Source organism: uncultured Sulfitobacter sp. (genome assembly GCF_947499945.1).
Taxonomy (GTDB): Bacteria; Pseudomonadota; Alphaproteobacteria; order Rhodobacterales; family Rhodobacteraceae; genus Sulfitobacter.
In genome coordinates, this window is record NZ_CANMQD010000001.1 from 1584473 (window position 1) to 1597497 (window position 13025).

Sequence of the window (13025 nt, forward strand, 5' to 3'; positions counted from 1 at the left end):
ATGTCTGATACCTTTACAATTCGTGTACAAAATATGTCGTGCGGTGCATGTGCCGCACGTGCGCAAAAGGCATTGGATGGCGTCGATGGGATTGAGGGCGCTGCAGTCAATTTTGCCGACGAATCTGCACGCTTTACGGTGGATTCTGCCAAGGCACTCAAGGACGTTTTCGCAGCGCTTGAAAAAGCAGGCTACCCTGGTGCGCTGAAAGAGGACGAAGACGCAGCGGCACGGCGTGAGGAAAAAGAGAACGACGTTATCGCCTTGCGCCGCGCAACATTGATTGCTGCCGCACTTGCCCTGCCTGTTTTCATTCTTGAAATGGGCAGCCACCTCTTTCCCGCGATGCATCATGCAATCCACAACAGCATCGGGACTGAAACATCGTGGCAGCTTCAATCGGTGCTGACCACAATCCTGATGTTTGGCCCGGGTTTGCGGTTTTTCCGCCGGGGTATTCCTGCGCTCTTCAAGGGTGCGCCGGACATGAACAGTCTTGTCGCATTGGGCACAGGCGCTGCTTATCTCTACTCCGTTTTTGTTTTAGCAGCGCCCGAGCTGCTGCCAGAGCAATCGCGTGCGGTCTATTTTGAATCCGCGTGTGTGATCATAGTGCTGATCCTCTTGGGTCGTTGGCTTGAGGCGCGGGCAAAGAACCGCACAGGCGCCGCGATTGAACGCCTGATCGGGTTGCGCCCCGATCTGGTCCGTGTCGAGGTTGAAGGGGAGTGGGTTGAACGCCCCCTTGCCGAACTTGTCTCGGGCCAAACATTCATGGTCCGCGCGGGAGAACGTATTGCCGCAGACGGTGAGGTGGTCAGCGGCCACAGCGATGTGGATCAAAGCATGCTCACTGGTGAACCGATGCCTGTGTCAAAGACCGTTGGCGATGGGGTGACGGGCAGCACGATTAATACGGATGGAACCCTGATTTGCCGTGCTACGGCGATGGGCAGCGACAGCAAGCTTGCCCAGATTATTGCTCTTGTCGAAACTGCCCAAGGGGCGCGGCTGCCCATTCAAGCGTTGGTCGATCAGATTACCTTGAGGTTTGTGCCTGCTGTTCTCGTCGTTGCTGCCCTGACAATGCTGGTGTGGGGGCTGGTTGGGCCAGAGCCTAAGCTGCCATTTATGCTGGTGGTTGGTGTTTCGGTTCTTATTATCGCATGCCCTTGCGCCATGGGGCTTGCGACGCCCACGTCTATTATGATCGGGACAGGACGTGCTGCTGAACTGGGTGTGTTGTTCCGCACGGGAACGGCATTGCAACATCTTCAGGGTGCAACGCTGGTTGCGTTTGACAAGACGGGAACCCTCACTGAAGGGCGACCAACGCTCGTTGATATCATTCCTGCTCAGGGGAGTGATCGTGATGATGCCTTGACGATGATAGCTGCTGTTGAAGCGTCATCGCAACATCCTGCCGCACGCGCTATTCTTGAAGCGGCGGAGGGGCTTTCCCTTCCTGAAGCCATGAATACCGAAGCGGTGGCAGGTCGCGGCGTCAGCGGCCAAGTCAACGGTGCGCAGCTTTATGTCGGCAAGCATGGTTGGATATCCGGTTTGGATGTTGATCTCAGCAGCTTTGACAAAGCGCGTGCAGCGGCGGAAGTAAAAGGGCAGACCGTCTTCTTTGCTGCCAAAGATGGTGCGCCGCTTGCGATGTTGGTGATTTCGGACAAGATCAAGTCCGGTGCTAAGACGGCGATTGAAGCGCTGCAAAAGCGCGGTGTCCGTGTCGCGGTGATCAGCGGTGATGGGCAGGCAGCTGTTGACCACCTTGCAGCGGAGTTGGGCATTGATGCGGTTGTTGCCGATGTCCTGCCAGAGGGTAAAATTGCCGCTCTCGATAGCTTGCGCAGAGGTGGTGATGTTATCGCCTTCGTGGGTGATGGTATCAATGATGCCCCTGCTTTGGCACATGCAGATATCGGAATCGCGGTTGGCACAGGTACAGACGTGGCGATGGATGCTGCTGATGTTGTGCTGATGGGGGGCGATCCTGCTGGCGTTGCTGTCGCGGTAAGTGCCTCACAAAAAACGATGCGGAACATCCGTCAAAACCTCGTCTGGGCCTTTGGCTATAACGTGGCGCTTATCCCCGTTGCGGCAGGGGTGCTCTATCCGTTTTTCGGTATTTTGCTGTCGCCTGCATTGGCTGCGGGTGCGATGGGTCTTTCCTCGCTCTTTGTCCTGACCAACGCGCTTCGCCTACGCAAAATGGTAGCTTAACATAAAACGCCGCCGCGTGGATTTGACCCCTGCGGCGGCGTTTTCAACTCTAGCTGACGAATAGCGTTAAAAGTCGAGGTTTTCCACGTTCAGAGCGTTCTGTTGAATGAACTCACGGCGGGGTTCGACCACATCGCCCATCAGCTTGGTGAACAGATCATCCGCTTCAGCCATATCCTCAACGCGGACCTGCAACAGGGTACGGGCATCGGGGTCCAACGTAGTCTCCCACAGCTGATCAGGGTTCATCTCGCCTAGACCTTTGTATCGCTGGAGCGACAGCCCTTTTTCACCTTCTGCAAGAACAGCATTCAGCAAGTCCATCGGTCCGTTGATAAGCTGGGAGCGATCCTTGCGAACCAGTGTTGCGGGAAGGTTGTAGACGTCCTGCAAGTGCTCGGTGAAGGTCCCAGACTTGCGGGCTTCACCGCCACGCAACATCTTACCGTCTAGCGTGCGCACTTCCTCAACACCACGTAGTATACGTGCTAATTTGATGCCGTGATCCTGTGTAATACGACCTTGCCAGCCGCGTTCATATTCAAGTGCGATCAGATCAAGGCGCTTGGCTACTTTATCGGCAACGCCTTGCAGGTCGCTATCCACAGCACCGGGCACAAACGCCCCTGCAATTGCGGCTTGCTCAAGAATATGACGCGGATAATGCGTCGGGAACGCTTCCAATACGCGGCGCATCTGGCGGGCATGTTCAACCACACGGGCCAAATCCTGCCCGCTGATCTCTTCTCCATTGCCCTGACGCAGCATAGCACCATCGATGCCCTGCTGGATCAGGTACTCTTCCATTGCAGCTTGGTCTTTGAGGTAAACCTCGGATTTCCCACGCGACACTTTGTAAAGCGGCGGCTGCGCGATGTAGAGGTGACCGTTCTCGATCAACTGCGGCATTTGGCGGTAGAAGAAGGTGAGCAGCAGGGTGCGGATGTGCGCCCCGTCCACGTCAGCATCGGTCATAATGACGATCTTATGGTAGCGCAGCTTGTCGATGTTGAACTCGTCGCGACCAATACCAGTGCCGAGCGCCATCACAAGGTTGCCGATCTCCTGAGAGCCGAGCATGCGGTCGAACCGCGCGCGCTCGACGTTCAGGATCTTACCTTTGAGTGGCAGGATCGCTTGTGTCTGACGATCACGGCCCGTCTGGGCGGAGCCACCAGCCGAGTCACCCTCCACGAGGAAGACTTCGGTCTTGGACGGATCTTTCTCTGAGCAGTCTTTGAGCTTACCTGCGAGGAAGTTCACATCCATGGCTGTCTTGCGCCGCGTTAGGTCACGCGCCTTACGCGCCGCTTCACGGGCATGGGCGGCTTCGATAATCTTACCCACAACGATTTTTGCAATTTGCGGGTTTTCCTCGAACCATTCAGCGAGCTTTTCGTTCACAAGACCCTCAACAGCAGGGCGCACTTCCGAGCTGACTAGTTTGTCTTTGGTCTGGGAGCTGAACTTGGGGTCAGGCACCTTAACGCTGAGAACACAGGTCAGGCCTTCACGAGCGTCATCGCCAGTAAAGGTAACTTTTTCTTTTTTGGCGATGCCAGATGATTGGGCGTAGTTGTTGATCGTCCGCGTCAGCGCACCACGAAAGCCCGCCATATGCGTGCCGCCATCGCGCTGGGGGATATTGTTGGTAAAGGGCAGCACATTCTCATGGTAGCTGTCATTCCACCACATCGCGACTTCAACGCCAATGTCGTCCTTCTCACCGGTGATGAAAATCGGTTCCGGCAGGATCGAGGATTTATTGCGGTCGAGGTATTTGACGAATTCTTTGACGCCGCCATCGTAGAACAGGACAGTCTCAAGCGGTTCTGTTGGCCGCTCGTCGCGCAGGATGATTTTCACGCCGGAGTTCAAGAAGGCCAGTTCGCGCAGGCGCTTCTCTAGCGTCTCAAATGAATAGTCGAGGTTTGAGAAAGTCGAGAGAGAAGCGAGGAAGCGGACTTCGGTGCCTGTCCGGTCAGTTGCGCCCAAAGTCTCAAGATGCTTGGTGGTATATCCACCTTCAAAACGCGCGATATGCTCGTGACCATCGCGCCACACGCGCAGTTCGAGCCAATCGCTGAGCGCGTTCACAACAGACACACCAACACCGTGCAAACCACCTGACACCTTGTAGGAATTGCTGTCGAATTTACCGCCTGCATGCAGTTGGGTCATGATGACCTCAGCGGCTGAAACGCCTTCACCATCATGCATTCCAACAGGAACGCCGCGCCCGTTGTCGGACACAGAAACAGAGCTGTCTTCATGGATCGTAACGGCCACATGGTCGGCATGACCAGCCAGCGCTTCATCAATTCCATTATCCACAACTTCATACACCATATGGTGCAGGCCTGACCCGTCGTCAGTATCCCCAATATACATACCGGGACGTTTGCGAACGGCCTCTAAGCCTTTGAGAACTTTGATGGAATTCGCGCCGTATTCTTCGGGTGCTTGCTCTGTCTCGGACATTGATGTGATCCTGTTTTTCAATCCCCTAAATATACGGTTTTTGAGGGGGATTGTCACGCGATTGGCACAAGATTTTGTGGTTTGAGCAGAGGGGGGTCATGTCAGTGTACTGACCGTTGAAACACCTTCTTCATCTGTCACCAGAATGGTCTGAGCACGCGAGCCCATCGCTTCAAAAAGGCCGTCTTCGGTGCCCGTCATCCATGCCTGTGCACCCAGTGCAACAATTTCGTCATAGAGCGCTGCACGACGGTCGGCATCAAGGTGTGCAGCGACTTCATCCAGCAACAGCAGCGGCGGAGCGCCAAAATCACTGGCCAGCGCACGAGCATTCGCAAGGATGAGAGAGACCAACAGCGCCTTCTGCTCTCCCGTTGAGCAGTCCCGCGCCGCAACACCTTTTGCAGCATATGTGCCAAATAAATCAGCACGGTGCGGTCCAATTAGCGTCCGTCCAGCCTTGAGATCACGCATACGTCCGTCAGCCAGCGCCGAACGCATTGTATCCACATCGTCAGGCATCTCGCATTCCAGCGTGAGTGTCGCAGTTGGAAAAGCGGTCTCTGCCGCCTCCTGCGCATCTGCTAGTGCTTTGAGGGCATGCAGGCGGTTATGATGAATTGCCACTGCGGTCTCAGCCATGCGCGCCTCAAGTGCGCCATACCATGAAGGTTCACGTACCATGTCTTTGAGAAGGCGATTCCGCTCTCGCATGGCCTTTTCATAGGCAAGCGAAATTTCGGCATGATCAGGGAGAAAGCTTAGCGTGATACGGTCGAGAAACCGGCGCCGCCCTTCTGCACCTTCAATCCAAAGGCGGTCCATTGATGGAATAAGCCACAGAACGCGCGCAATACGCCCTAGCGCCGTCTGTGGCGCAGGCTTGCCATCAATACGCACCTGCCGTGCGGCACCCTTCTCAGAGACGATTTCAATTTCGCTGACGCCTAAGGGGCCGTGTAGCAAAGCCGTAATTTTCCATCCAACGGCTTCGGGGCGGCGGGTCATGTCCTCAGCGCTTGCACGGCGCAGACCACGACCTGGGGAGAGGAGCGAGATCGCTTCGAGTATATTCGTCTTGCCCGCACCATTGTTGCCATGGATTGCAACAGGTTGTGCGCCCACTTCGATTACGGCCCGCTTATGCGATCGGAAGTGTGAAAGCGTCAATTTAGAAAGATAGAGGCCAGCCATCAGAGGTCGGTTTCTTCAAAAGAAAGCGCACGAAATTTTTCAACAATTCCGCACCCCTTATACACGCATTGGCATCACAACATAGACGGCGGAGGTGTCGTTGCCCTCACGCATCAGTGTAGGATCACCAGAGGAGTTAAACATGAACACAGCATTCTCACGGTCCACCTGAGAGGCGATCTCCAGCAGGTATTTCGCGTTGAAACCAATTTCCAAACGCTCGTCGGAATAAGCTACAGCCAATTCTTCTTCTGCAGCGCCGCTGTCCGGTGCATTTACGGAAAGGATCAAGCGGTCCTCATCAAGTTGCAACTTTACGGCACGCGACCGCTCGGAACTTACAGTCGCCACACGGTCAACAGCGCGGGCAAAATCGGCAGCATCTACTTCAAGTTTGCGAGTGTTCCCCTGCGGAATAACACGTGTATAATCGGGGAACGTTCCATCAATCACCTTTGATGTCAGGGTGATCAGCGGCGTGGCAAAGCGCACTTTTGTCTCGGACACTGATACGGCAATTTCCATGTCATCATCGTCTAGCAGCTTGCGCAATTCACCAACAGTCTTACGCGGTATAATCACACCGGGCATATCTGAAGCATCGGCGGGCATATCGGCGTCGATCCGGGCAAGCCGGTGGCCATCAGTGGCCACGCAGCGCAGCTTTTTGCCGCCGTCACCTTCGGCGATGTGCATGTACACACCGTTGAGATAGTAACGGGTTTCTTCCGTGGAAATCGCGAATTTTGACTTATCAAACAGGCGGCGCAGGACTGCGGCGTTGGCAGAGAAGTTCGACGCATACTCCGACGTCGCCATCACGGGAAAATCTTCCTTGGGCAGCGTCGCGAGGGAAAAGTTCGAGCGACCCGCTTCAACGGTCAAACGACCAGCGGCATTGTCGGCTGTTAGAGAGACGAGCGCACCATCCGGCAACTTGCGAACAATCTCGTGCAGTGTTGTCGCGGCAACTGTCGTGGCGCCTGCGCGCTCGACTTGGGCTGGGGCCTTATCGACGACTTCGATGTCGAGGTCGGTTGCACGGAAGGAGACATCGCTGCCTTCAGCTTCGATCAGGACGTTCGCAAGGATCGGGATTGTATTGCGGCGCTCAACCACGGACTGTGCCTGGCTGACGGCTTTGAGCAACGCGGCGCGTTCGATGCTGAATTTCATATGCCTAATCTCCACTGCACAGGGTTGGGAAAATTAACGTACCCGCTTTGTGCCTGATCACAAGACTTAACGGTGTTGAAACGTAAAAGGCGACCCTGTGGAGGGCCGCCCTGTGGCATCGCTGCATCGCACTGAGTACTATGCCTCGAGCGAGCGGCGCAAAAGCTCTAGATCTTCTGCGATTTGGCCGTCTGATACCTTCAGTTCTTCGATCCGCTTCACACCATGCATAACTGTCGTGTGATCACGACCGCCAAAGCGACGGCCAATTTCAGGCAGCGAGCGGCTTGTCATATGCTTGCACAAATACATGGCGACCTGACGGGGCCGCGCATAGCTGCGCAAACGTTTGGGGCCGATCATGTCAGAGAGGCGGATGTTATAGTGGTCGGATACTTTGCGCTGTATCTCCTCTACTGTGATTTTACGCTCCGAAGCACGCAGGACATCGGCAAGGCAATCCTGCGTTAGTTCCATATCGATTCGACGACCGACGAGCGAAGCAAAGGCAAACAGACGCGTCAATGCTCCCTCAAGAACACGCACATTTGTCGAGATACGATGGGCAAGGAACGCAAGGATATCATCGTCCATCTCAAGCTCGGGGTAAGAGGCGCGGTGCACATCTACTTTTGTCTGCAGGATGCCGAGGCGCAGCTCATAATCAGTGGGATGAAGATCAACCACCAGACCGCATTGTAACCGTGACTTCACGCGGTCCTCGAGATCTTTGATATCCTGCGGTGCACGGTCAGCTGAAATGATAATCTGCTTGTTTTGGTCCACCAGCGCGTTGAACGTATGAAAGAACTCTTCTTGCGTACTGTCCTTACCTGCGATGAACTGAACATCGTCTACCATCAATACGTCAACTGTGCGGAAGATTTCCTTAAAGTCCATCATTTTGCGATCACGCAGTGCTTGAACAAAGCGGTACATGAATTGCTCGGCTGACAAATAGAGCACGTTCAGTTCCGGTCTGCGTGCCTGTAGCTCTTGGGCGATGGCATGCATGAGATGCGTTTTACCCAGACCAACACCACCGTAAAGAAACAGCGGATTGAAGGTTACAGGACCACCCTCGGCGACACGGCGGGCGGCGGCATGCGCAAGCTCGTTCGGCTTACCGACAACAAAAGTGTCAAACGAGAAACGCCTTTCCAGCGGCGCGGTATAAACCGAAGATGTATTCACAGGCTTGGGAGCTGCTGCGCGAGCTGGGGTGATCGCATCGGTCTGGCGGGTAACAAGGTCTGGCTTAGCGCTTGCGACTTCAAAATTCAGACGCGTTACGTCGGCGTCAAAGCCCTTCATCTCATGCAAGATAAGATCAGAGAAGTTTTGTGAGACGTAATTACCGAAAAAGTTGGTTGGCACGCTCAGCGTTGCAATGCCGTCCAATGTCTGACCCAACATGAGTGGATCAATCCAAGTGGTAAAGTTGTTTTGCCCGACTGTCTTAAGCAGCCGTTGCTTAACATTGGCCCATTCTTCGCGTGTCATACTTTTACTACCACCATCAATCATGCTGCCCCCTGCAGCAAAGTCCCGATCAGCCACACGAACAAACACAGGCCGTTCCGGTCCCATCGGAAAACCGGCCCAATCCGTCGGACTGTTATTCTTTTGCGAACGCACTTTTTGGCACAAATGTACCGCCAAAGAACGAGCGACATCGTTATATAATCGTGACAGGCAATACTGCTGGCAGCAGAACTTGCAGCTCATCTCAATGGCGTTTTGTGCCATTGGAAGAGACCTTCAAATCAAGCACCACCTCTAGCAAAATGGTTCTCGATGATCGGGTCTGTCCCCCTGCGATGTGAATCGCTCACCCTTCGTAGCAAGGTCGGACAGCGCGTTTCAACACATCTTACTTGTTGACTCTGTGTTTGCTGAAAAAGAATCTCACGACCCTCTGAAAGGGGTCCTGAAAACAACACAGGCGCCACCATTGGTGACGCCTGTGCGAAGTCTCTGAACAGGTAGTTGATTAAGCGATTGCTTTAACCCGTGCGGCCAGACGCGACATTTTACGTGAGGCTGTGTTCTTGTGGTAAACGCCTTTTGTAACACCGCGCATCAGCTCTGGCTGTGCCGCTTTGAGTGCTGCAACGGCGTCATCTTTTACGCCAGATTCGATTGCTTCTTCGACCTTGCGGATGAATGTGCGGATACGTGAGCGACGTGCTTTGTTGATCGCAAAACGCTTCTCGTTCTGACGTGCGCGTTTCTTTGCTTGTGGTGTATTGGCCATGAGGATCGTCCTATCAATTTATTCGTGTCAAAGCGTGCAAACTCTCCCGAGGGGGAAGGACACCGATAGGTGATTCTAGCCTGAGCGGGCTGCACGCGCATGTATGTGGTGGCCTATAACGGTGTTTGGTCAGTGTTGTAAAGGTCGCTGTGCCAGCTGACGTTAACAAGGCATCAATCAGCCTCGGTCTTTCCTCCCCCAGAGAGAGGCAATGGCTCTTTGAAAGTCAACGTACGGTAGGGGAACGGAATTTCTATCCCAGCATCATCAAGTGCTCGTTTTACCTTTGATACTACTTCATCGCGAGATTTTCGAATTTCCAGAGGAGTGGATCCGGTCCACCAGGTCACTTCGAAATTGATGGACGACGATGCGAATTCCTGGGCAAAAATTTGCACAGGTTTTTCGTCTGTTTCCACGGTTTCGCATGATTTCACCGCATCAGCGATTACTGTTCGGGCTTCATCAACATCAACGTCATACGCAACACCACAAATAACGGTCACCCGCCTTTGATCTTTATCGGTTCGCACCGTCACTGCGTTTTTGAAAAGAATTGAATTTGGTATGATAACGAGTTGTCCGTCGGTCTGCCTTATGTGGCTTTCACGAATAGCGATATGCGTCACTTGTCCTTCGATCCCCTCACACTCGATATGATCCCCAATTCGCATTTCGCGGCGAAAGAGAATGATAATACCAGCCAGAAAATTCTCGAACACGTCCTTGAAGGCAAAACCAATCGCCACTGAACCAATACCTAAACCGGCAAGCATGCTTGACGGTGTTAACCCTGGGAAAAGGATGATCGCGGCAATCATAATCCCCGCCATCCATACAATGATCGAACTGATTAAAGTGAACAGTTCTTTTAGGCTTTGCCTAAGATTGCTGCGCTTCAAAACGCGTCTGATGATTGTCGAGACTAGTTTGTTCAGCAGCCACGTGGCCAGTAACACCACCAATGCAACAACGAGTTGCGGCACAAGCTCAATTGCACCTGTTGCCATAACATGTAGTTGTTCAATCAGAATGTTTACTGGTTCCAAGGCTGTCTACTCCAACAAATTCCATTGGAGAGACAACAGTACCAGCATGTCAAAGGTTCCGTTTAACGAGAAACTAAAAGCACTTGTTCAAAATGGCAGTAGCTTCTTTAGGAGTTACCGCTACCTGTCACGGAACTGTGTTTCACGCTTCTCCAGAAATGCACTCATGCCTTCTTCCTGATCTTCGGTGGCGAACAGCGCGTGAAACATGCGGCGTTCAAACAACAGACCCTCCCGCAGCGGCACTTCATAAGCGCGGTTTACGGCCTCTTTTACGACCATAGCGGAAATCATGGATTTCTCGGCGATCTTGTGTGCAGCGCCGAGCGCCTCCTCCATCAGTTTCTTCACAGGCACGACACGCGAGGCGAGGCCGGAGCGCTCTGCCTCATCCGCGTCCATAAAGCGACCTGTGAGGTTCATATCCATTGCTTTGGATTTGCCGACGATTCGCGTCAGGCGCTGTGTCCCGCCAATACCGGCAACCACACCAAGGTTGATCTCGGGCTGACCGAATTTCGCTGTCTCTGAGCAGATGATGAAATCACACATCATGGCAAGTTCACAGCCACCGCCCAGCGCATAGCCGGATACGGCCGCGATGATCGGCTTGCGCACACGCATGATCTGATCTGTTTCGGGGGTGAAAAGGTCACCCGCAAACACATCCACAAAGGATTTATCTTTCATCATCGCGATGTCAGCACCGGCGGCGAATGCCTTTTCCGAGCCGGTGATGACGATGCAGCGCACTTTCTCGTTTTCCTGACAGCCTTTGAGGCAATCGGCCAACTCGCTCATCAGTTGATCATTGAGCGCATTGAGCGCGTCAGGACGGTTCAACGTTACCAAAGCGACATGATTATCGACGTCCAGAATGATCGTTTCATAAGCCATATGTGCGGCCCTTTGCTGTTGTTCAGACGTGCTTGCATACCATGGCGGTTGGGTGGATCAAGCTATCTTTGACATTGTGGACAATAGAAAGAGGAGCGACCCGATTGTACAATTCGGGCAATGGTCGCATCGCATCCTTGTGCTTTGCACGGCGCACCTTCCCTACCGTAAACATCGAAGGAATGCTGAAAATATCCAAGCTCTCCATCAGCTTGACGGAAATCGCGCAGGGAGGACCCACCTGCTTCAATTGCTTCGCCCAGTACCTCTCGGATGATGGGAACCAGTGCTGCAACCCGCACTGCGGCAATCCGCCCCGCTTTTCGCGCTGGGTTAATTCCTGCCCGAAAAAGTGTCTCGCAGACGTAGATATTGCCTAAACCAGCCACAATACGCTGATCTAACAGAGCTGACTTCACTGGCGTATTGCGGCCTTTAAAGGCCGCAACCAGAATCGCTTCATGAAAATCATTGCTCAGCGGCTCTGGTCCCAGCAAAGCGAGCAGCTTGTGTTCTGCTTCACGGGCCGTCTCCATTAGGTCCATCGCCCCAAAGCGGCGCGGGTCGTTGAAAGTAATCCGTGCGCCGTTCTCCATATGAAACACCACATGGTCATGTTTTTCCGCGGCAGGATGCTTATGGACAAATTGCCCAAGAGGGTCACCCGAAATGAGCATGCGCCCGGACATCCCAAGATGGATGAGCAGGGTTTCACCCGAACTCAAATCGGCTAGCACATATTTGGATCGCCGCCGTAGTCTCTCCACCCGCTGCCCTGTTATCCGCTCCGCCATCCGCTCTGGGAATGGCCAGCGCAGGTCAGGTCGGTTCACATCCGCATGCGCAATCACCACACCTTCAATCACGGGAGCAAGACCGCGACGGACCGTTTCAACTTCGGGTAATTCGGGCATGACTGCTCCTGCGTCAAATGGTGGTTTGCACCTGCCTACCTGAGGCTATATCCCCAACGCAACAAGATCAGGACCTATACCATGACCGACAAAACAACACATTTCGGCGCCCAGACAATTCCCGAAGAGGAAAAGGCGGGCAAGGTCCGCGCACTCTTCTCAGACGTGGCCAATAAATACGACGTTATGAACGATGTCATGAGTATGGGGATCCACCGCATCTGGAAAGAGGCGATGATGGACTGGCTCGCCCCGCGTCCGGGTCAAAAGCTGCTCGATGTTGCGGGCGGGACGGGCGATGTCTCGTTCAAATTTCTTAAGCGTGCAGGCCAAGGTCATGCGACGGTCTGTGACCTTACCGAAGGGATGTTGATCGAGGGCCGCAAACGTGCCGAAGCCGAGGCAATGCAAGACAGCCTCGATTGGGTTGTCGGCGATGCGATGGACCTGCCATTTGAGGACAACACGTTTGACGTCTATACGATCTCCTTTGGCATCCGGAACGTGACCCGCCCGCAGGAAGCGCTCAATGAGGCATACCGCGTTCTTAAGCCCGGTGGCCGCATCATGGTGCTGGAATTCTCGCAACTTCCCAACCCGATGATGCAAAAAGCCTATGATCTCTATAGCTTCAATGTGATCCCGCGCATGGGCCAGATGATCGCCAATGACCGCGATAGTTATCAGTACCTTGTGGAATCAATCCGCAACTTTCCTGATCAGGATACATTCCTTGGTATGGTGCGCAGCGCGGGGTTCGAGAACGCAAAATATCGTAACATGACCATGGGCATCGCGGCACTTCATTCCGGCTGGAAAATCTAG

The 13025-nt window shown here is 53.8% G+C and carries 10 protein-coding genes; 2 read left to right on the forward strand and 8 right to left on the reverse strand.

Annotated features, from left to right (window positions below; translation table 11 throughout):
* Positions 1-2232, forward strand: a complete 2232-nt coding sequence (locus tag Q0775_RS07910; protein WP_298859029.1) for a heavy metal translocating P-type ATPase — start codon at positions 1-3, stop codon at positions 2230-2232.
* 66 nt (positions 2233-2298) lie between these two features.
* Here the strand turns inward: Q0775_RS07910 and gyrB are convergent, their stop codons facing one another.
* The 8 genes from gyrB to mutM form a co-directional block, all read right to left on the reverse strand.
* Complete coding sequence (gene gyrB / locus Q0775_RS07915; RefSeq protein ID WP_298859031.1) at positions 2299-4713, reverse strand: DNA topoisomerase (ATP-hydrolyzing) subunit B; 2415 nt, start codon at positions 4711-4713, stop codon at positions 2299-2301.
* Between the two features lie 96 nt (positions 4714-4809).
* Complete coding sequence (gene recF / locus Q0775_RS07920) at positions 4810-5907, reverse strand: DNA replication/repair protein RecF (RefSeq protein ID WP_298859033.1); 1098 nt, start codon at positions 5905-5907, stop codon at positions 4810-4812.
* A 57-nt stretch (positions 5908-5964) separates the two neighbouring features.
* On the reverse strand, positions 5965-7083 hold the full coding sequence (gene dnaN, locus Q0775_RS07925; protein WP_298859034.1) for a DNA polymerase III subunit beta: 1119 nt from the start codon (positions 7081-7083) through the stop codon (positions 5965-5967).
* A 138-nt stretch (positions 7084-7221) separates the two neighbouring features.
* A complete protein-coding gene (dnaA, locus tag Q0775_RS07930; protein WP_298859036.1) occupies positions 7222-8586 on the reverse strand; it encodes a chromosomal replication initiator protein DnaA in 1365 nt (454 codons plus the stop codon).
* A gap of 490 nt (positions 8587-9076) precedes the next feature.
* Positions 9077-9340, reverse strand: coding sequence for a 30S ribosomal protein S20 (gene rpsT / locus Q0775_RS07935; protein WP_184565023.1), 264 nt, complete (start codon positions 9338-9340; stop codon positions 9077-9079).
* Between the two features lie 173 nt (positions 9341-9513).
* Positions 9514-10389: a mechanosensitive ion channel family protein gene (locus Q0775_RS07940; protein ID WP_298859042.1), complete on the reverse strand. Its 876-nt coding sequence runs from the start codon at positions 10387-10389 to the stop codon at positions 9514-9516.
* Positions 10390-10509: 120 nt separating this feature from the next.
* Complete coding sequence (locus tag Q0775_RS07945; RefSeq protein WP_298859045.1) at positions 10510-11286, reverse strand: enoyl-CoA hydratase; 777 nt, start codon at positions 11284-11286, stop codon at positions 10510-10512.
* A 62-nt stretch (positions 11287-11348) separates the two neighbouring features.
* Positions 11349-12200, reverse strand: coding sequence for a bifunctional DNA-formamidopyrimidine glycosylase/DNA-(apurinic or apyrimidinic site) lyase (gene mutM / locus Q0775_RS07950; RefSeq protein ID WP_298859047.1), 852 nt, complete (start codon positions 12198-12200; stop codon positions 11349-11351).
* 81 nt (positions 12201-12281) lie between these two features.
* On the opposite strand from mutM, the gene ubiE reads away from it, so the two are divergent.
* Positions 12282-13025, forward strand: coding sequence for a bifunctional demethylmenaquinone methyltransferase/2-methoxy-6-polyprenyl-1,4-benzoquinol methylase UbiE (ubiE, locus tag Q0775_RS07955; RefSeq protein ID WP_298859049.1), 744 nt, complete (start codon positions 12282-12284; stop codon positions 13023-13025).

Bases quoted from the DNA above. Each gene is read 5' to 3' on its own strand.
- Q0775_RS07910 (WP_298859029.1), top strand. From the start codon at position 1: ATGTCTGATACCTTTACAATTCGTGTACAAAATATGTCGTGCGGTGCA.
- rpsT (WP_184565023.1), bottom strand. From the start codon at position 9,340: ATGGCCAATACACCACAAGCAAAGAAACGCGCACGTCAGAACGAGAAG.
- Q0775_RS07945 (WP_298859045.1), bottom strand. From the start codon at position 11,286: ATGGCTTATGAAACGATCATTCTGGACGTCGATAATCATGTCGCTTTG.
- dnaN (WP_298859034.1), bottom strand. From the start codon at position 7,083: ATGAAATTCAGCATCGAACGCGCCGCGTTGCTCAAAGCCGTCAGCCAG.
- dnaA (WP_298859036.1), bottom strand. From the start codon at position 8,586: ATGACACGCGAAGAATGGGCCAATGTTAAGCAACGGCTGCTTAAGACA.
- recF (WP_298859033.1), bottom strand. From the start codon at position 5,907: ATGGCTGGCCTCTATCTTTCTAAATTGACGCTTTCACACTTCCGATCG.
- ubiE (WP_298859049.1), top strand. From the start codon at position 12,282: ATGACCGACAAAACAACACATTTCGGCGCCCAGACAATTCCCGAAGAG.
- gyrB (WP_298859031.1), bottom strand. From the start codon at position 4,713: ATGTCCGAGACAGAGCAAGCACCCGAAGAATACGGCGCGAATTCCATC.
- mutM (WP_298859047.1), bottom strand. From the start codon at position 12,200: ATGCCCGAATTACCCGAAGTTGAAACGGTCCGTCGCGGTCTTGCTCCC.